The organism is Nostoc sp. JL23, from assembly GCF_017115065.1.
Lineage (GTDB): Bacteria > Cyanobacteriota > Cyanobacteriia > Cyanobacteriales > Nostocaceae > Nostoc > Nostoc punctiforme_A.
Map to the genome: position 1 here is coordinate 123,743 of NZ_JABXKN010000100.1, position 18,773 is coordinate 142,515.

Sequence of the window (18,773 nt, forward strand, 5' to 3'; positions counted from 1 at the left end):
AAGTGAATTTAAATTTATTGTACGTTGTGTCTATTGCAAAGTGGAAATTTTAGTAAAAAATAATACAAAAATTTTTGCATTAAGTTGAGCAAAGACAACTAACGGTATCCATTGCATCCCAGTTAATTTAGCACTAGGATATGTCAAACTTAATATTCAGAAAACAACAAAAGCTTTACGCACAAGCAACACGGCGACTTATTGAAATTCCCTTGAGGTGAGTAGTTAAAGTGTGTGAAGTCAAGCCAGTAAAGCTGAGTTAACTTGATAGCCATTTAAGTGAGGCATTTCTAAAATACTGAGGTAAACTTGCAAGCAAGTTAATACACAATATTACTCAGCGGCTCGTCGGTCTGGGCATCATTTACAATGGAACACTGGCAATTTCTGATACAGAAACAAGGCGCTCGCTCGTGGTATATCCTAGAATCGCCAAATTTGGAAATTTTGGAAGGACAGTATAGAGTTTTGGCTCGTTCTAACCTTCTGAATACAGACGTGGAAGTGCGGGTAACTCACTCTTCAACCGAGGAAGTTCAACCAATGCGGCGAATTTTCAAGCGATCGCGTCGCACTAATTCAGAAGGCTTAATGGCGGTAATTCCTTTTACCTACTTCCAGCCGGGAGTTTGGGAGTTGCGGTGTTCCGGCGATTTGATGTCGGATCTGCTCGGTAAATCTTGGCAATACAGCGTGCAAGTGCAAGTCTTCTCGCTGTTAGCAGAGAGAGAACCGAGGAAAAATTTAGGATCAAGTTCAACCGACGATCGCCCAGATACTGTTTCTGAAAACTTGGAATGTAATACCCCAGCAGAAACTGCAATTACGTTATTTACGTTTGAGAAAGCGATCGCAATTTCTGAAGAACTGGCAATTACTACAAATGGCAACCTTGCTACCACTGTTGCACCTGATGAAGAGAACTTGGAATCTAATGCTCCAGCAGAAACTCTAATTGAGCTAGATCGAGCGATCGCAGTTTCTGAAGAACTGGCAATTACTACAAATGGCAACCTTGCTACCACTGTTGCACCTGATGAAGAGAACTTGGAATCTAATGCTCCAGCAGAAACTCTAATTGAGCTAAATCGAGCGATCGCAGTTTCTGAAGAACTGGCAATTACTACAGATAGCAACCTCACTGTTGCGCCTGATGAAGAGAACTTGGAATCTAATGCCCCACCAGAAACTGTAATTGAGCTAGATCGAGCGATCGCAGTTTCTGAAGAACTGGCAATTACTACAGATAGCAACCTCACTGTTGCGCCTGATGAAGAGAACTTGGAATCTAATGCCCCACCAGAAACTGTAATTGAGCTAGATCGAGCGATCGCAGTTTCTGAAGAACTGGCAATTACTACAAATGGCAACCTTGCTACCACTGTTGCACCTGATGAAACGGAAGAAGATGAAGATATAATTATCGATCAGCCTGTGAGTCCTGTGTGGCTCAAAGGAGAGACGGCAGAGCAGATTTTACAAAATTTAATAGATTTAGCTTTACCCGCCTCTGAACTGTTGCCCAAAGATGAAAAGGTTACAGATTCTTTGGCAACACAACTACCGCCACCATTACTGCTAACTTTAAGTCAGGATAATTATATTGCTCGTTGGGGACAAGCTCTTATAATCAACGGGTACATAGAATTCCAAGAAAAGACAAATCTAGATTGGGATGAAACATCATCTCCAAAAAGCTTGCGGGCGCTTGAAGTAGAAATTGAACTGCGATCGCCCAAGAACTCGAAAATCTTGACCAAAGTACGGCAACCCTTATCAGATAAGGAGTTGCCCTTTACCATCAATACCTCAATTGATATTCCTGCTGATTGTGAATCCAAGCTAATTTTGGCAGACATCAGTTTGTATGGTAAATTCGCCGATGCTGGTGAAGTCATGCCGTTAGCCAGCCAGTCTTTTACCATTACAGCAGATGTAACAGAATTACTGGCAATCACAGCCGCAGCAAAATCCAGTAAATCTTTAAATAACCTCGTAGCAACATCGGACTCATCTGCTGCTTTCACAGAAACAGAGACACCAGTTAGGCTCGATTTGAAACTATTAAATCTGGTCAAGACTCCAAAAACAGAACAGTCTCAGATAGTTAATCTATCTCCAAACACACCTTTACCAGCGCAAATTAACCTGCAAGTTCTGCGAGAAGCTAGCCTGCGGACATCTAAGCTCAAGAATTCAAGCATTTCGTTGCCTCAATTACCGAAACTGCCGCCTATTCAAAGTGATGCCAACATTCCCACAGATGTTGTTGCAGAACCACAGACACCGGAGGAGCTTGTAGAAAAGGATGCCACTATAGCCACCATCAACTTGGAGCAGTTGGTCATCAAGCAACGTCGAGTGCCAATAATGGACACTACTTTGCCATACTTGAAACGGCTACAAGCTTCACCAAATGATGCCGAAGAAAAAGTAAAAAACAATGTTCTTCCAGATGCATTAGAAGTTAAAGCGGCTGAAGACTTTCCAAAGTTGGACGCAACTATGGCTGAAGATGAAAATACACCTGAATTAGTAGTAGGTGATGCACAATTTCAGGAAGAATCTGTTTGTGAAGGCGAAGCCTCGCAAAATGCACAATTTCAGGAAGAATCTGTTTGTGAAGGCGAAGCCTCGCAAAATGCACAATTTCAGGAAGAATCTGTTTGTGAAGGCGAAGCCTCGCAAAATGCACAATTTCAGGAAGAATCTGTTGCTGAAGTCGAAGCCCCGCAAAATACACAATTCCAAGAAGAATCTGTTGCTGAAGTAGTAGCCCCGGAAAATGCACAATTAATTACAACAGGAAACCTTTATTCATCTCCCTTGCTCAGGAAGTGGATACAGAGCCAAGGATACTCTTTGCCTGAATCTATCAACAATCTTCAACCTCAAGATTACAATAACTATGTTTCACTACAGCAGATACCCCTTCCTCCCAGTGCAGAAAATGCGAATGTTGATGTTAACTTGCCGTTAGATCTAGATGCCAACACGGAGAATAATCTGAGTGAAGGTTGGAGTAGCTCACAACTCCTCCTGACTGAAACACGCAAAGAACATGAGACATGGGAAGAAGTTGAAGGGTTGGCTCCTGAACAGGAGGACTTTGGGGAAGATATAGACACAGCGAAGGAAGTGGGACTCGAGAACGGAGAAAATACGGAAATAGAAACAGTACTAAAAGAACCAACAATCTCATCAGCTCAGTTAACACAAGTACCGCCCCCTCCTCCTCCGATAAAAATGAATATAGCGTCAGCTTGGTTGGCGCAAGAAATCGTTGTAGATGATACAGATACCGGACTCGAAGGCGATACCGCTACAAGTGACACCTTTGAAGAAAAGGAGCAACCACTGTTATATTCATCTTCTTCCTTACCTCTAATTGCAGCAGCCACTGAGCCTTTGCCAACTCCACATTTGTATGTGCCAGAAGGTGAATTAATTGCTGGCAAGTCTGTCATAGTGCGCGTAGTACTGCCGGAAGTACCTCTGCAAGTTGTTGTCAAGTTATGGCTTGAAGATTATCAAACTCGCTACTTACTAGATGGTCCCCATTTATTGACAAATTTACTACCTAATGTATCGGGAGATTTGGAAGTGATGACGCAATTAAACATTCCCTTTGGCTGTTTGGAAATTCGCTTAGGAGCGATCGCACTCGATCTAACAACTCAACAGGAGAGTCACAAAGTCACAATAGTGCGAACCGTGATTCCTCCAGACTTGCCAAGCTTGCAGCTAGATGAACTCCTGGGTATGTAACTCAGGTATGAGGGGCATTGGGGATTGGGCACAAGAGGCGGAGGGGCAAAGGGGCAGAGAGGCAGAGGGGCAGAGGGGAAAGAACTTGTACAAGAACTCTCCTCTGCTCCCCTGCTCCCCATCTCCCAATGTCCCCTGTGTTAAAAATATGAAAGAATTTCAAAAATTTGGCAGAATTTGCAGTAAGCTCATTTTGAATTGTAGTGTGATTTCATAGGAACCTTTACTATGGCAGCTTCTTTTTTGCCTACTGTCTTGGCTAGTACTTCGTACTTGTCCGCTATCTTCGTGCCCATAATTGGTTGGGTTTTGCCAGGTGTGGTCTTCGCGTTTCTGTTTTTATACATTGAAAGCGACGATATCAGCGATATCAACTGATACTGATGTAGTAATTAGTCATTAGTCATTTGCAAAAAACAAATGACTAATGACCAAAATTAATACCGCCCATCTCATAGAGACAGGCGGTTTTTTTAACGTTGATTTCTCAACAAATGCTAGAAAAATTCTAACTTATAGTATTCGGTTCAAACTAACTAATGTTAAATCGAAGAACCGAGTCCGGCGTAGGCACCATAAAAGAAAATGCCCAAGACTGTAATTATACCTAAACCTGCGATCGTAGCGACGACCCACAGGGGAATTCTCCCACTTCCAGACACAGCTTTTCTCCTCCCTTAACAACAAATCAACACACGTTCAATAAACAAAAACTAACAACAAGTAGTTCCAATTAGTTAAAGAAGTAACTGGAAAATAGAATCCCCAGAACGAAAACTAGTAGTAGTCCCAGGTATAGCGAAGTCCGGTTTAGTTCAACCGGCTGATTATTGGGATTGGGCGATCTTTCTGCCATAGTTGCTCCTAACGTTGAATAAATTGCATTGCGGCGATCGCGCCCAAAAAGAATACAGTTGGTACACCTAAAGTGTGAACTGCCAGCCATCTAACGGTAAAAATTGGATAGGTAACTGGTTGATTGATGTTATTGCCGCTAGTCATGATCTCAAACTACTTTCCAATAAATTGTTCAACTTGTTTTTTAGCTTCAAAACGGTTCTTCACAATGGGCACTTCTTGCCGTGCTGGTGTGAAATACTCGTTGGGACGGGGTGTACCAAAAGCATCATAAGCCAGTCCGGTGCTGACAAATAGCCAACCAGCAATAAATAATGCCGGGATGGTGATGCTGTGGATTACCCAGTAACGAACGCTAGTAATGATGTCCGAAAACGGACGTTCTCCAGTGGTACCTGACATTTAGATCCCTACCTTATACATAGAGTGTTATTGAGTTTATTATCCTACAAAGATAAGAAAGAGTTACAAGTTGCAACGTTCTTCTCAGAAATTGTACGTTGGGAATGGGGCATGGGACATTGGGCATTAAGCATTCTTCCCCTGCCTCCCCTGCCTCCCCTGCTCCTCTGCCTCACTAAGCCGCCTCTGGGGAAGTTGCTTCAGGATTTGGGAGATATTTGAGCAAAACGCCGCGATCGCCAATTATAAATCCCCGCTCTGGCTCTAAGAACACAATCTTGTACAAATTAGCCGCAACTTCTTCTATGTCACGGTCTTTTTCCCAGGTTTTGCCACCGTCGCCACTGCGTAGCAAATTACCGCTACCGCCACCTACCCAAATTTCATCGGGTGTACGATATGCCAAATCCAGTAAACCCCAACTGGTGGATAACTCTGGATATTTTGCCTCTTGCCATTCTTCAGGTTTAGTTGGGTCACTAAACTGAACTTGACCTCCTCTAGCTAGCAACCACAATTGCCCATTTTCACCAAAGCCCATATTTTCTACGCGCCGAGAACTATTACGGTTATGGGGAACCCAAGCATCTTGGCCTGGTTCCCAAGTCGAGTAGAAACTACCCTTAGCAGAAACAGCAACATACTTACCATCAGCAGAACGTTCCAAGTTACGCACCACACCCACTGCTGATTCCACCTGGGCTTTCCAGTTTTTGCCGCCGTCTGTGGTCTTATATATGGCTCCTACATCAGTAGCCATTTCAGCTGTATTGTCTGCTAGCGCCTTAACTGCGATCGGACTACCTGGTAACTTTTCGCTCAGGGGAATACGCGACCAAGAAGCACCTTCATCGGTAGTGTGTAGTAACAGTCCAGGCTCTCCGGCAATCCAGCCTTCTTTGCCTGTAAAACTTACTGAGTCAAAGCGATACTTCTGCTCAGTCAGTTGCAGTATTATTGGTTTCCAGGTATTACCACCGTCATTGGTTTCCAATAGGGTGGCATTGCTACCGACTAAGTAGCCATGCTCAAGGTTATCAGTAAAAGCAATATCCAATAAATTCGAGTCTGTTGGCACAGAAATTACTTTCCAAGGGTTGTAGCTAACAGAAGGGACTTGGCCACAACCTATGCACATCACGACTACTATTAACAAGGCAAATATTCGTTGCCAACCTTTCACAATTGAATGCATCAGTATTTCTTAGTTATTTCTAAATTTTTGTAGGAGTTGGCAGCCAGGATGCTGTAAGTCCTGGCTTTTTCATTTTGAATTTTGTTAGCGCAGTGTAAAGCTTCTGGTAGAGAGCGTTATTTTGAATTGCTTAAAGGCTGTCATTGTAAGCCGTAAAGACTGATAAAAAACAAGAAGCCAAGAGCCAAAGCACCAAAAATTAGGATATTCTTTTGGGTTGGCGTTAGGTTGTTAACACCCAAACCATAACCGAGATTTTCTTTAAAGCCGGATGCAGTACCGACAGGGCCGATGTTGGCAAAAGCGGTCTTTTTAGCAGAACAAACTGGACAGCGCCAATTTATGGGCAGTTCTGCAAAGCTTGTCCCTGAAGCAATATCATCTTTGTCGTCTCCCTTTTCGGGTTCGTAAACATAACCGCAGGCGCGACACTCGTAGCGGTCTAACACCGTAGTCTCAACAGCTGGTTCGCTCATGGCTAAGGCCTCGCAAAGGAGAAATCTTAAATATACGTTAAAAATTATGACATAATTGTTAGACTTTTCTATCACTAGCAAAAGCGAATCAAATACCTGAAGTCCGTCTGTTTCCCAGATTTCAGAAAAACCAAACAGATATAATGTAAAAGAAAGTTACGCAGTTAAGGGATTGGGCATGGGGCATTGGGCATTGGGGCATTGGGTATGGGGCACAAGAGGCAGAGGTGCAAAGGGGCAGAGAGGCAGAGGGGAAAGAACTTATACAAGTCTTCTCTGCTCCCCTGCTCCCCTGCTCCCCCACTCCCCCACTCCTAGATCCCTAATCTCTAGTCGTCAGTACCCAATCTCCACTCACTACTTAAAATACTCCATAAGCGGTAGATACTCATTGTGTTTGTCCTCAGCGGTTACGAGTACCTTCTAGGCTTCTTCATCATCTGTAGCCTAGTACCTGCCTTAGCGCTCTCAGCTTCCAAGCTCCTACGACCCAGTGGTTACAGCCCAGAACGTCGCACCACTTATGAATCTGGCATGGAACCCATCGGGGGAGCCTGGATTCAGTTCAACATCCGCTACTACATGTTTGCTCTGGTCTTCGTCGTCTTTGATGTGGAGACTGTATTCTTGTATCCTTGGGCGGTAGCTTTCCACCGTTTGGGGCTATTGGCTTTTATTGAAGCGCTAGTCTTTATTGCAATTCTTGTAGTCGCTTTAGTTTACGCATGGCGTAAAGGAGCTTTGGAATGGTCTTGAATTCTAACTTAACAACCCAGGGTAAAGAACGAATCATCAACCCCATTGAGCGGACTACAATCACTCAAGACCTTTCAGAAAACGTCATTTTGACGACGGTTGACGATCTCTACGACTGGGCGCGGCTTTCTAGTTTATGGCCGTTGTTATTTGGTACTGCTTGCTGCTTTATTGAGTTTGCAGCTTTAATTGGTTCCAGATTTGACTTTGACCGTTTTGGGCTAATTCCCCGTTCTAGCCCCCGCCAAGCCGATTTAATTATTACGGCAGGGACTATTACGATGAAGATGGCTCCCCAACTGGTGCGTCTTTATGAACAAATGCCAGAGCCAAAGTATGTAATTGCGATGGGTGCTTGCACAATTACTGGCGGGATGTTCAGTGTTGATTCCCCCACGGCAGTGCGCGGAGTCGATAAACTGATTCCTGTAGATGTGTATTTGCCTGGTTGTCCTCCCCGTCCAGAAGCAATTATCGACGCAATCATTAAGCTGCGGAAGAAAATCTCCAATGAATCGATGCAAGAGCGGGATAAAATTAAGCAAACTCACCGCTATTACAGCACGACTCATAACCTGAAGCCAGTAGAAGAAATCTTAACTGGTAAGTATTTGCAGTCAGCAACTCGCTCTGCACCACCGAAGGAATTGGCGGAAGCAATAGGTATGCCAATACCACCTGCACTGCTGACAGAAAAGGCGCAAAAGGAGGAACAAACCCGTGGCTGAAGAAGAATCTAAACCAGTACCAGCAGAGAAAGAAGAGTCATTGGTACAAGCGGGTAAAGTTTCCCAGTGGTTGACGGAAAATGGCTTTGACCATGAGTTTTTAGCACCAGACAAAAATGGTGTAGAGATAATTAAGGTGGCGGCAGATTTTTTGCTTCCTACCGCTACAGCCCTTTATGCTTATGGGTTTAATTATCTCCAGTTTCAAGGTGGCGTTGACCTTGGGCCAGGACAGGAATTGGTAAGTGTGTATCACTTGATTAAAGTCGGTGATAATAGCGATCGCCCTGAAGAAGTTCGAGTTAAGGTGTTCTTACCACGGGAAAACCCCGTAGTCCCTTCTCTGTACTGGATTTGGAAAACCGCAGATTGGCAAGAGCGCGAGTCTTACGATATGTACGGCATTATCTACGAAGGACACCCAAATCTCAAGCGGATTTTGATGCCGGAAGATTGGGTAGGTTGGCCTTTACGGAAGGATTACATCTCGCCTGATTTCTACGAGTTGCAAGACGCTTATTAGAGATTGCTGAGTTTCGGCAGTGATTAACCCCTTTCCGGTGGCGGAGAGGGGTTATGTTTTTGGTGTTTCATGTCAAGTCGGTTGACAAAATTTGCTGTAATTCATTGACTGTATTTACAGTTTTAATTGCCTGCTGAATTGCTTTTAATTTTTGCAAATCCGTAATTTGAGGAATAGCACGTAAACCAGCAATATTTAATGCATAACTTGTAGGTATTTCAGCATCACTTGCCTTGAGGATATTAATTAGTACTGGATACGTTGGCAAATTATATTTTTCTTCTGCAAGTGCTACATACGCACGCATCCTTCGCGGCATTTCTGGTTTATAGCGGAGTTGTAATTCGTTAAGAACAAGAAATTTTCCATACTAGAGACTTTCGACACGGATTAAAACATCACTTTCTCGACTTATCCACTGAAATTCTGAGTTGAGAATTTCGCCAGCAATAATATCAGGAATTTGCGTTACCCATTTTACCCAGTTATCAGGTGCAAGGCTAGATTAAGCGTTTGGTGCTGACATCGGCGGGTTTGATCATGGGGTTGTAAACGCACTTAAAGTTATCAAATAATTGTACTTTAGACTAGATTACAGACAGATATTCAGATTTTTGATTGGACTACTTGTTATAGAAAGCGATCGCACCTAATTTGAGATAATGTGAGACAGTGCGATCGCAATTTCTGAATAGAGAAAACTAATTCATTCTTGCGCTATTTTTAGCGTACAAGTGGAAAAAGCTATTTTTAACGCAAAGGGGCGCAAAGGAAAACGCAGAGGTTCGCGAAGGGTAAGAGATCGATTATTAATTTGGTGATAAAAGATACAAGCTTAGTTGTAAAAGTGATTGGCAAGTTGTTAGCTGATGCTGAACTTTTAGAGCAATCTTAGCGGTGTTGGTTGGGGTTGTGATGGTATTGGCAACTTCGCAAAATTGAGAATTGAATGCCTAAACAAAGCGATCGCTTATTCTTCTACAACAGTCGATGTCTAACGATAAGCCACTACGCGTTTAAGCTTTGTTTTTGAGCTTTTTTGTAAGGCGACGCCGAATAGCCCGTCGTAGACATCGCTCATCTTTCTATACAGACGCTCTGCTACAGTGCAATTATAGAGTCAGCGATCGCTTTTGGGAATGTGGAAAGGTGTGTTAGCGTAGCTCACTGTAGGTATAGCCTATAGTGGTATTGTGTGTATTAGGTATCACTAAAGGATGCTTTAACTGAAAAAGAAAAACAAAAGTTTCCCCCCATTTGCCCTGATTTTGTAATTGAGTTACTTTCGCCAAGTGATAGTTTAAAAGTTGCTCAGGAAAAGATAAGGGAATATATAGATAATGGTGTGCGTTTAGGTTGGTTAATTAATCGTAAATCGCGGCAAGTTGAAATTTATCGGCAAGAGCAAGAGGTTGAGGTGTTGGAATCACCTGTTACTTTGTCAGGAGAAGATGTTTTACAGAGGTTTATCTTAAATCTTGAGGTGATTTGGTAACTGACATAACCAATATATTACAAAGCAATAAAAGTAATTAATAAAACAGTATGAATATTATACCTGAAGGGATAAGTATAATTTGTGAGGAATTTAAATACAAAAAGACCAGCCTCCCACAGCTGGTCTAAAAAATGTTTTTGCGTTGTCTTCTCAAGAGAGTTAAAACCCAATTACGCGTTCCTAAAATGCAACGGGCAACTTTTCTTAACAATATTGTAACAGCCAACACAGATTTTTCCAGAATATTCATCAAAAAAAAGATATGGACAAAGCTTAAAAGCTTCTATCTATCAGGAGAATTCAGCAGATCGCAGGGTATAGATGGGAGAGATAAAGGCAAACAAGGGAGAAAATTTTACCTTGTCTCCTTTATTCTTCTTATCCCCGCCTCAGTCTCAACCAATCAATTTCAACTTGAAAGGCTACTGATGCTGGGAGCCATTTCTGCATCTGTTGGTGTTTCGCCCACACGGAGGATTTTAGCCCCCAATTGCTGCAACTTCATATCAAGTCGATCGTAGCCGCGATCGAGGTGCTGTAAACCCTGAATTGTGGTTTGTCCTTCTGCCGCTAATCCTGCGATGACTAACGCTGCTGATGCTCGTAAGTCTGTACCTAATACTGGTGCGCCAGATAATTTTGGTACTCCCCTAACGAAAGCAGCATTGCCTTTGACACGAATATCTGCCCCCAAACGATTCAACTCAGAGGCATGACGCAAGCGATTTTCAAAGACGGATTCGTTAATTACGCTGTCGCCTTCTGCCACTGCCAGCAAAGCCATGAATGGCGCTTGCATATCTGTAGGAAAACCTGGATGGTATTGAGTTTCAATATCCGTTGCCTTAAGGGTTTCCGCTGGCAGAATATGTAAGTGGTCAGGCTTTTCTTCAATTATTGTCACTCCAATATCCCGCAGCTTGGCAATTACTGGGATGAGATGTTCTGGAGCCACTGGCGAGAGAAGAAGTTCTGAGCGGGTAATTGCTGCTGCCAACAAAAACGTCCCAGCCTCAATGCGATCGGGAATAATGCTGTAGTCAACAGAATGCAGCTTGGGGACTCCTTCGATAATAATCCTGCTAGTCCCCGCGCCCTTAATCTTCGCTCCCATAGCGTTACAGAAGTTAGCTAGATCGACTACTTCCGGTTCTCTGGCAGCATTTTCGATGATCGTTTCGCCCTCTGCCAGGGTAGCCGCCATCATCAAGTTTTCCGTCGCTCCAACGCTGGCGATGTCTAAGTAAATCTTCGCACCTTTTAATCTCCGGCTGCTACCAGGGACGTAGGCATTACAAATGCCATGCTCAATTTGTACTTCCGCTCCCATTGCTTGCAGTCCTCGAACATGCAAGTCAACTGGTCTTGCCCCAATTGCACAACCGCCTGGTAAGGGCATCTGTGCTACTCCCAGTCTTGCCAAAATGGCTCCAATGGCGAAAAAACTCGCTCTCAACTGGGTAACTAATTCGTAGGGAGCTTTTGATGTTTTAATCTCACTGGCATTGATGTCTAAAATGTCGCCTTGTCGTGTTAATTGCACACCCAAAGCTGATAGCACCTGACCCATCCGCTCTACGTCCGCCAACAAAGGGACATTGCGGATACGACAATCGCCCGGACACAGCAAGGCTCCAGCCATGATTACCAGTGCTGAATTTTTTGCCCCGCTAATTTTCACATGACCCCGCAAAGGATGCCCACCCCAAATTTGCAAGACTGAGGAGTCTGCTTCTGGAGCAATTTTGGCATCTGGTAAGCTGGTAGAAGGATTAATAAGCCTACCTCCAAAAGTAATACGTATTTTATATGTTTGAAGTTGGTTTTGATTCTACAGTAAAGATTCAAAATGTCCACGTTTTAAAGCACTGTTTTGTATAAAAAAATTGTTTTTTGAGTAAAAATACAGGCTAAAAACAAGCAATAGCAAGCTTTTTAAGCTTTTTAAAAAATTTAGAAAAAAGAATGAATAAGTAGTACTTTTAAGCAAAAATAAATACTCAGTAAAATGACTTAAGTGTTCTCTAAAAATTAATGCTGTACTTTCCAGTTAATATTTTGATTCGACCTTGTGCCTGAAAAACTCGTTTCCAGTTAGAGACTTTTAACGAGGCGTTATGCTTTTACTTGACAAAGGTAAAACATAACGCAATAATAAGAAATTGTCGATAAGCACAAATGCCAGCGGAACTGGCGGAATGGCAGACGCGCTAGATTCAGGTTCTAGTGCCGCAAGGCTTCCGGGTTCAAGTCCCGGGTTCCGCATAACCAGTGCTGAGTGCCGAGTAGTGAGTGCTGAGAAGAAAAAACTCAGCACTCACTACTCAGAACTCACAACTAAAAATGTTGACCAGTTTACAGAATTCCCTAGTCAAACAAATTCGCAAGCTGCACTCCACCAAGGAGAGGCATAAGCAACAGTTATTTTTACTAGAAGGGACGCACTTGTTAGAAGAAGCTTGTGCGGTCAATTACCCACTAGAAACAGTGTGTTGTACCCAAGATTGGCAAGTAGCCCATCCTTCGCTGTGGGAAGAAGCTTGTAGCCGATGCGATCGCGCCGAAATTGTCAGTCAAGAAGTCTTGGATGCGATCGCGACTACAGTCCAACCTGATGGTGTAGTGGCAACGGCAAAACGAAAGGAACGCCAAACTCAACTACCATCGACTGGTTTAGTGCTAGCCTTAGAAACCGTCCAAGATCCCGGCAACCTGGGTACGATGATTCGTACCGCCGCCGCCGCCGGAGCATCAGGGTTATGGGTCAGTGGAGATAGTGTAGATTTAGATAGTCCTAAAGTTCTACGTGCTTCCGCAGGGCAATGGTTTCGCCTAGCAACAGCCGTAACCGAAGATTTAAAAGCGACAGTCCAACAAAATCAGCAGGCAGGAATGCAGGTAGTGGCAACCTTACCTGATGCGACTTTAACTTATTGGGAAGTGGACTGGCGAAAACCCAGTATGATTTTACTGGGAAATGAAGGTGCTGGATTGTCGGCAGATTTAGCAGCGATTGCAGATCGGCAAGTCAGAATTCCTTTGAGTCCTGGAGTGGAATCTTTGAATGTGGCGATCGCAGCCGCTTTAATGTTGTACGAAGCTCAACGGCAACTAATTTGTCAGTAATAAATTTTAACTTTTTACCCCAATTGGGTTTTTGTTATTTCTTCGAGATATTTTTCAATATCAGCAACTGCGTCCTCAAGAGCTGCTAAATCAATATCTATCAAGTCTTGGTCGAGTTCCACTTCAGTGAAAGTACCAGTATGGAGTTGGGGCAACTCTTCTTCCTCAGTCGAATTTTCTTGTAAGACATCCTCCAACTGGTCGAGGGATTCTTGAAACACTTGATCGGCAGCGCGGCGCTGTTCTGGCTGATTTTGCTCCATAATATTAACTTGAAAATCCTGATTTACTGACTTAATTTTGATTCTAGTTCCTACAGATTTAAATTTTGCACTAATAACATCATAGTTGTGTGCTGTATCAACTTTAGCAGTGGTTCTCAAGAATATCGATAGCTGTCTCCAATTGCTTAGGCTGGAGATTTATGGCGATGCTACGGGTACACTAAATTAAGTTTGACTATGTTTAGGTAAGTTTTATAAAACAGGTCTAATACTTAATTTGATAGACTATCCTAAATTTGAAATTATAAAAATTGGTAGCTCAGGGCTGATAACTAACTATGAGTGAAGCCTTATTCTGTATTGAAAATTTGCGAGTTGCCTATCCTGCTCGGAGTGGAGAAGAAGCAAGTTGGGCGGTTGATGATGTATCTTTCACCTTGAAACCAGGTGAACGAATGGGATTGGTGGGAGAGTCAGGTTGTGGTAAATCAACTATTGGACGGGCAGTAATGCGTTTACTACCAGCCTCTAGCCGTATTGAGGGACAGGTGACATTTCAAGGGCAGTCTGTGTTTGACTTGACACCTAACAACCTGCGTAAATTTAGGGGAGAGGCGATCGCCTTAATTTTTCAAGATCCCATGACACGCCTCGATCCGTTGATGACCATTGGTAAGCATTGTATCGAAACCCTTCAGGCGCACTTACCACAATTATCAACGCGGGAAGCTAAAGAAAAAGCACTTGCTACTTTGGCAAAGGTGAATATTCCCCCTAGTCGCTGGAATCAGTATCCTCATGAGTTTAGTGGTGGAATGCGCCAACGGGTAGCGATCGCTTTAGCTTTACTCCTTAACCCCAAGTTTATTGTTGCTGACGAACCCACTACCAGTTTAGATGTCACCGTTTCCGCGCAGATATTGCAAGAATTAACTCGCCTGTGCGGTGAAGAAAACATGGGATTGTTGCTGATTTCTCACGATTTAGCAATGGTGGCTGAATATTGCGATCGCATTGGCGTGATGTACAACGGCAAGATGGTTGAAATGGGTGCTACAGAAACCGTATTTAGGCAACCTCAACACGAATACACGCGATCGCTCTTAAAAGCAGCATTACATATTCAAGCAGTAACTGATACTGGAGAATTGATAATTGCCAATGACGAAGAAAAGCAATTACCGATTATTAATCAGCAATCTCCAATTTTGAGCGTTACAGAACTCAAGCAACACTATACTATAGAACCTAACTTTATCGAACGACTGCTTAACACACAAGCGCAGACAATTAAAGCAGTAGATGGAATCAACCTGGATCTTTATTCAGGAGAAATTCTTGGCTTAGTTGGGGAATCAGGTTGTGGTAAAAGTACACTATCACGAACAATATTGCAACTAATTCGTCCTACTAGTGGCAAAGTTGAGTTTTTAGGACAGGATTTAACTAAACTATCGCGTCAAGAAATTCGTTCCTCGCGGCGACAAATACAAATGGTTTTTCAAGATCCTCGTGCTTGTCTAAATCCAGCGATGACAGTGGGACAAAGTATTGCAGATCCTTTATTTATCCACAATTTAGCCAATTCTGCCAAGGCAAAAGAACAGGTTTTGTGGATGCTAAATAAAGTTGGGTTAACACCGCCAGAAGTGTATTATGAGCGTTATCCCTCGGATTTGTCTGGTGGACAACAGCAAAGAGTAGCGATCGCTCGTGCTTTGATTACTCACCCTAAACTCTTAATCTGCGATGAACCAGTGAGTATGTTAGATGCCAGCGTTCAGTCGCAGGTGCTAGATTTGATGTTGCAATTAAAGGAAGAGTTTAAGCTAACTTATCTATTCATCACTCACGATCTTTGGTTAGCTAGATTTTTGTGCGATCGGATTGCCGTAATGAATGGCGGTAAAATTGTCGAACTTGGTTCTACAAAAAAGATTTTTGCTAATCCTCAGCACCAGTATACCAAAACCTTACTAGCTGCTGCTCCCTTACTAGCACGCGCTTAACTAAAGGACTTGCAGTTAAAAAACACTCTGTCTTATAGGCGCAACGCTTTGCGCCCCTAGAAATATACAAATAATTTGTGATAATTTATTTTTTGCAATTCCCTAAATCAAATCAGGAGTTAGAACGTTTTAAACTCCTAACTCTTCACTCCTAACTCCTAACTATCTTCCCTTCCCTCAAGTAATTTAATTTCTTCTCCACTGGAACCATATAGCTCAACAAACCTTTTAAACAGCAACGCACTTTCGTGATTTGAAGTCCTACTTAAATTAAATAAACGCTCTATATTTTTCTCAGTTAAAGCTCTTAGATATGGCAAATCTTCAAAGAGTGTTAAACAAGAAGCAAAATGCAATATTATTTGTAACAATGGCTTTGGCCACCCTAGATAACTATAAATATCTATAAACAACTGATGTTCTGAGTGATTTAAAGGGAAAGCATGAAATATAACAATTATCCTTTTGTTATTGTAGACTGGAATACTCAGTTCTACAGTGTAGGGAGTATGTAATATTAAATCCACCTCTACAGTTGGTTGTCGCCAAATTCTCAGAGGATTAGCTGGCGAATCTAATATAGTTTGAAATGTGATTCTACCACCAGCACTTGTAATTTGGAACTCGCTAATACTAAGAATTTTAAGATTATTTAGGCTAAACCTATGAACTATTTCCAAATGTTTTAAGTTCAATAGATGATAGATTTGGCAAATATAAGGAAAAGGTAAAATATACTCTTGGCTAATCATGTGTCGCTTTTTTAATTGAAGCTTGTTAGCTTGAGTACGAGCAAGATATTCTTGATATTGACTGGGGTCTAAATCATTGCTATTAAAGCTTTCTTCCGGCTTGAGATATAGCCAACTCACAAAAAAGAAAGAGGCTGTAAATAGCTGAAATATTTCTATAGGAGATAAATAACCATCGGCAAATGCAGCTATGCTTCTATCGGTTATTCCGAAAAGCCAAGATGGAATACCAAAAAGCCAAATACTACTTTTGATTTGATCTATAAAAAGCGCTATTTCGACAATATTTGGAATCTTACTATCTTGATGCTCAACAAAAACTTTATTATTTTTTAAACAATTAATATACATAATAATTTCACTTATTTTTCCTCTAGGTAGTTGATAATTAGAATTATATTTGTTAATCTTAAGGGCTTATATATGGTATCAACCTCTGCCTTTAGCTATATATAAAATTTGTACATTATTAATACGAACTTAAAATCATTTTTTGTAACCTATGACTGCAAAATACAATTTAGTGTTAGATATGAACCTAAGTTTATATATATAATTAAATTATCTGTAAAGCTTGCTAGTAAAGGGTTTAGATATTTTCAGCGGATAAAAACTTATAGTAAAAACGTTGCTATAATATTTATATCCACTGAATGAAAAAAAAATAAATTATCTTAAGATGACAAAAGTACTATATAAATATTCAGAGAAATAGATAATTTTTCCTTACATAATAAAATTATCTATTTCTCTAGGATGAATGCTGAACAATGCGTTAGGAATAAAAACTTAGAATTTAAAAGTAAGGGGTTATAAAATCTCTCTGTTACACAAAATACAGTAGGTAGTGCGTTGGAATTTTCCTCTGTTATAGCAAGGGTGATGTTTTTCGTAGTGGCCCATCGCATACTTGCTAGTAGAGTTAGCCATTATCTTATGTAAGGTACGAAGCGCCTACCTAGTAAAGTATCTGTGACAATTACGATAGAATCCGTAGAATTGCTACTGTTAACACTGTATTATTTTTGAATATTTTCTGAAGATTTTTTCCGAGACGGTATCAATGACTATTCGCCATGCGACTGAAACTGACTTGCCTGCAATTGTGGCAATTTACAACACTGCAATTCCCAGCCGCATGGCAACCGCTGACTTAGAACCAGTATCTGTGGAAAGTCGCCTTGCTTGGTTTAAAGGGCGATCGCCTTCGCAACGTCCACTTTGGGTAATTGAAGTAGACGGAGTAATCGCTGGATGGCTTAGTTTCCAATCCTTTTATGGGCGACCCGCCTATAGTAATACTGCCGAAATTAGTATTTACATAGCCCCTAGCTTTCATCGGTGTGGCTTGGGACGACAACTCTTAGCACAAGCAATTAGCGAAAGTCCTAGTTTGGGTATAAAGAGCCTAGTATGCTTCATTTTTGCCCACAATCAGCCCAGTTTAAAACTCTTTGAGACATTTGGTTTTCAACGCTGGGGACATTTGCCTAAAATTGCCGAACTTGACAGTGTTGAACGGGACTTAGTGATCATGGGACTGCGAGTTAGTAAATCTGTTGTTTAAAGCGATCGCTATTTTTATTTTTCCTATGCACTTATAAAGTATTACTGACATTTTGACAATTAAAGTCCAATCCTCATACTCAAATCCAACCACTTCGATTGAGTAATCGGCGCACTGCTAGAAATATAGTCAACACCAGTTTCCGCTACAGCGCAAATCGTTTCTAAAGTCACATTCCCCGAAGCTTCAATTTTCACCCGACTATCCTGCTGGCGAATCAACTGCACCGCCTGACGCATCATACCCAAAGGCATATTGTCCAACATAATAATGTCAGCGTTGTGCTGCAAAGCTTCTTTCACCTGCTCTAAACTTTCCGTCTCAACCTCTATAGTTAAGGGATAAGGAATCTGAGAACGAATACGGGTAACAGCCTCTCCAATTCCCCCAGCCGCAGCAATGTGATTATCCTTAATCATCACTGCATCATCCAACCCCATACGGTGATTAATCGCCCCACCCAAAGCAGTCGCGTACTTTTCTAACAGTCTCAACCCTGGTGTAGTTTTACGCGTATCCACCAACTGAGAAGGTAAATCAGCAATTTTCTCTACATATATATTAGTCAGCGTAGCAATCCCACTCAACCGCATAGCCAAGTTGAGCGCGACTCGTTCCCCCATCAACAGCGCATCCAGCGAACCATGAATTTCAGCTACCACCTGTCCCGGCTCACACCGTGCACCTTCATCTGCCACAGCCACAAAGCTGACTTTTTCATTCAAAATCTGAAACACCCTAGCTGCAACTGGTAAGCCAGCAATTATCCCTGAAGCTTTAGCGATCCATTTAGCACAGCCTAGCGTCACATCTTTAACTAGTAATGTATTTGTTGTGCGATCGCCGCGGCCAATATCCTCCAACAACCAGCTACGCAACAGAGGATCTAAA

At 42.1% G+C, this 18,773-nt stretch carries 18 protein-coding genes, 1 tRNA gene and 2 pseudogenes; 10 read left to right on the forward strand and 11 right to left on the reverse strand.

Features of this window, described 5'->3' with window-relative positions:
• Positions 1–369 precede the first annotated feature (369 nt).
• Complete coding sequence (locus HWQ42_RS20640; protein ID WP_292815614.1) at positions 370–3,768, forward strand: hypothetical protein; 3,399 nt, start codon at positions 370–372, stop codon at positions 3,766–3,768.
• 228 nt (positions 3,769–3,996) lie between these two features.
• Positions 3,997–4,146, forward strand: a complete 150-nt coding sequence (psaI, locus tag HWQ42_RS20645; RefSeq protein WP_292815617.1) for a photosystem I reaction center subunit VIII — start codon at positions 3,997–3,999, stop codon at positions 4,144–4,146.
• Positions 4,147–4,310: 164 nt separating this feature from the next.
• Here psaI and HWQ42_RS20650 read toward each other — a convergent pair whose 3' ends face one another.
• The 6 genes from HWQ42_RS20650 to HWQ42_RS20675 form a co-directional block, all read right to left on the reverse strand.
• Entirely contained in the window at positions 4,311–4,430 is a 120-nt protein-coding gene (locus HWQ42_RS20650) for a photosystem II reaction center protein J (RefSeq protein ID WP_012411803.1), read from the reverse strand.
• A gap of 71 nt (positions 4,431–4,501) precedes the next feature.
• Positions 4,502–4,624, reverse strand: coding sequence for a photosystem II reaction center protein L (locus HWQ42_RS20655; protein ID WP_094332364.1), 123 nt, complete (start codon positions 4,622–4,624; stop codon positions 4,502–4,504).
• A gap of 8 nt (positions 4,625–4,632) precedes the next feature.
• Positions 4,633–4,770, reverse strand: a complete 138-nt coding sequence (gene psbF, locus HWQ42_RS20660) for a cytochrome b559 subunit beta (protein ID WP_015115279.1) — start codon at positions 4,768–4,770, stop codon at positions 4,633–4,635.
• A gap of 9 nt (positions 4,771–4,779) precedes the next feature.
• Positions 4,780–5,028 carry a cytochrome b559 subunit alpha gene (gene psbE / locus HWQ42_RS20665; RefSeq protein WP_012411800.1) on the reverse strand — a complete coding sequence of 83 codons (249 nt, stop codon included), beginning with the start codon at positions 5,026–5,028 and terminating at the stop codon, positions 4,780–4,782.
• 175 nt (positions 5,029–5,203) lie between these two features.
• Positions 5,204–6,223 (reverse strand): photosynthesis system II assembly factor Ycf48, encoded by a 1,020-nt coding sequence (locus tag HWQ42_RS20670; RefSeq protein ID WP_292815619.1) that lies wholly within the window; start codon positions 6,221–6,223, stop codon positions 5,204–5,206.
• Positions 6,224–6,363: 140 nt separating this feature from the next.
• A complete protein-coding gene (locus HWQ42_RS20675) occupies positions 6,364–6,699 on the reverse strand; it encodes a rubredoxin (RefSeq protein WP_292815622.1) in 336 nt (111 codons plus the stop codon).
• 393 nt (positions 6,700–7,092) lie between these two features.
• Here HWQ42_RS20675 and ndhC point away from each other — a divergent pair, with 393 nt between their 5' ends.
• From ndhC to HWQ42_RS20690, 3 genes are read left to right on the forward strand one after another with little or no spacing between them, the layout of a single operon-like run.
• Positions 7,093–7,455, forward strand: coding sequence for a photosynthetic/respiratory NAD(P)H-quinone oxidoreductase subunit C (gene ndhC / locus HWQ42_RS20680; protein WP_094333328.1), 363 nt, complete (start codon positions 7,093–7,095; stop codon positions 7,453–7,455).
• Positions 7,446–8,183, forward strand: coding sequence for a photosynthetic/respiratory NAD(P)H-quinone oxidoreductase subunit K (gene ndhK / locus HWQ42_RS20685; RefSeq protein ID WP_292815625.1), 738 nt, complete (start codon positions 7,446–7,448; stop codon positions 8,181–8,183). Before ndhC ends, ndhK begins: the two co-directional genes overlap by 10 nt.
• Positions 8,176–8,706 (forward strand): NAD(P)H-quinone oxidoreductase subunit J, encoded by a 531-nt coding sequence (locus HWQ42_RS20690; RefSeq protein WP_190912881.1) that lies wholly within the window; start codon positions 8,176–8,178, stop codon positions 8,704–8,706. The genes ndhK and HWQ42_RS20690 overlap by 8 nt, the downstream gene beginning before the upstream one ends.
• 175 nt (positions 8,707–8,881) lie before the next feature.
• Here HWQ42_RS20690 and HWQ42_RS20695 read toward each other — a convergent pair.
• Positions 8,882–9,248 (reverse strand): annotated as a pseudogene (locus HWQ42_RS20695) (transposase); the annotation flags it as partial.
• 674 nt (positions 9,249–9,922) lie between these two features.
• Here HWQ42_RS20695 and HWQ42_RS20700 point away from each other — a divergent pair.
• Positions 9,923–10,201, forward strand: a pseudogene (locus HWQ42_RS20700) (Uma2 family endonuclease); the annotation flags it as partial.
• Positions 10,202–10,613: 412 nt separating this feature from the next.
• On the opposite strand, the gene murA reads toward HWQ42_RS20700, so the two are convergent.
• Positions 10,614–11,981 carry a UDP-N-acetylglucosamine 1-carboxyvinyltransferase gene (murA, locus tag HWQ42_RS20705; protein ID WP_292736432.1) on the reverse strand — a complete coding sequence of 456 codons (1,368 nt, stop codon included), beginning with the start codon at positions 11,979–11,981 and terminating at the stop codon, positions 10,614–10,616.
• Positions 11,982–12,388: 407 nt separating this feature from the next.
• On the opposite strand from murA, the gene HWQ42_RS20710 reads away from it, so the two are divergent.
• Both HWQ42_RS20710 and HWQ42_RS20715 read left to right on the forward strand, forming a co-directional pair.
• Positions 12,389–12,469: transfer RNA gene (locus HWQ42_RS20710), tRNA-Leu, on the forward strand.
• A 78-nt stretch (positions 12,470–12,547) separates the two neighbouring features.
• Positions 12,548–13,330 carry an RNA methyltransferase gene (locus HWQ42_RS20715; protein WP_292815627.1) on the forward strand — a complete coding sequence of 261 codons (783 nt, stop codon included), beginning with the start codon at positions 12,548–12,550 and terminating at the stop codon, positions 13,328–13,330.
• A 14-nt stretch (positions 13,331–13,344) separates the two neighbouring features.
• Here the strand turns inward: HWQ42_RS20715 and HWQ42_RS20720 are convergent, their stop codons facing one another.
• Complete coding sequence (locus HWQ42_RS20720) at positions 13,345–13,713, reverse strand: hypothetical protein (RefSeq protein WP_334812058.1); 369 nt, start codon at positions 13,711–13,713, stop codon at positions 13,345–13,347.
• Between the two features lie 179 nt (positions 13,714–13,892).
• Here HWQ42_RS20720 and HWQ42_RS20725 point away from each other — a divergent pair, with 179 nt between their 5' ends.
• Positions 13,893–15,563 (forward strand): ABC transporter ATP-binding protein, encoded by a 1,671-nt coding sequence (locus HWQ42_RS20725; protein ID WP_292815630.1) that lies wholly within the window; start codon positions 13,893–13,895, stop codon positions 15,561–15,563.
• Between the two features lie 158 nt (positions 15,564–15,721).
• Here HWQ42_RS20725 and HWQ42_RS20730 read toward each other — a convergent pair whose 3' ends face one another.
• A complete protein-coding gene (locus tag HWQ42_RS20730; RefSeq protein ID WP_292815633.1) occupies positions 15,722–16,666 on the reverse strand; it encodes a hypothetical protein in 945 nt (314 codons plus the stop codon).
• Between the two features lie 712 nt (positions 16,667–17,378).
• Here HWQ42_RS20730 and HWQ42_RS20735 point away from each other — a divergent pair.
• Positions 17,379–17,882, forward strand: coding sequence for a GNAT family N-acetyltransferase (locus tag HWQ42_RS20735; RefSeq protein WP_292815636.1), 504 nt, complete (start codon positions 17,379–17,381; stop codon positions 17,880–17,882).
• Between the two features lie 59 nt (positions 17,883–17,941).
• On the opposite strand, the gene nadC is transcribed toward HWQ42_RS20735, so the two are convergent.
• The coding region (gene nadC / locus HWQ42_RS20740) for a carboxylating nicotinate-nucleotide diphosphorylase (RefSeq protein ID WP_292815639.1) at positions 17,942–18,773 on the reverse strand (832 nt) is incomplete at its 5' end.

Bases quoted from the DNA above. Each gene is read 5' to 3' on its own strand.
- HWQ42_RS20640 (WP_292815614.1), top strand. From the start codon at position 370: ATGGAACACTGGCAATTTCTGATACAGAAACAAGGCGCTCGCTCGTGG.
- psaI (WP_292815617.1), top strand. From the start codon at position 3,997: ATGGCAGCTTCTTTTTTGCCTACTGTCTTGGCTAGTACTTCGTACTTG.
- HWQ42_RS20655 (WP_094332364.1), bottom strand. From the start codon at position 4,624: ATGGCAGAAAGATCGCCCAATCCCAATAATCAGCCGGTTGAACTAAAC.
- psbF (WP_015115279.1), bottom strand. From the start codon at position 4,770: ATGACTAGCGGCAATAACATCAATCAACCAGTTACCTATCCAATTTTT.
- psbE (WP_012411800.1), bottom strand. From the start codon at position 5,028: ATGTCAGGTACCACTGGAGAACGTCCGTTTTCGGACATCATTACTAGC.
- HWQ42_RS20670 (WP_292815619.1), bottom strand. From the start codon at position 6,223: ATGCATTCAATTGTGAAAGGTTGGCAACGAATATTTGCCTTGTTAATA.
- HWQ42_RS20675 (WP_292815622.1), bottom strand. From the start codon at position 6,699: ATGAGCGAACCAGCTGTTGAGACTACGGTGTTAGACCGCTACGAGTGT.
- ndhK (WP_292815625.1), top strand. From the start codon at position 7,446: ATGGTCTTGAATTCTAACTTAACAACCCAGGGTAAAGAACGAATCATC.
- HWQ42_RS20715 (WP_292815627.1), top strand. From the start codon at position 12,548: ATGTTGACCAGTTTACAGAATTCCCTAGTCAAACAAATTCGCAAGCTG.
- HWQ42_RS20725 (WP_292815630.1), top strand. From the start codon at position 13,893: ATGAGTGAAGCCTTATTCTGTATTGAAAATTTGCGAGTTGCCTATCCT.
- HWQ42_RS20730 (WP_292815633.1), bottom strand. From the start codon at position 16,666: ATGTATATTAATTGTTTAAAAAATAATAAAGTTTTTGTTGAGCATCAA.
- HWQ42_RS20735 (WP_292815636.1), top strand. From the start codon at position 17,379: ATGACTATTCGCCATGCGACTGAAACTGACTTGCCTGCAATTGTGGCA.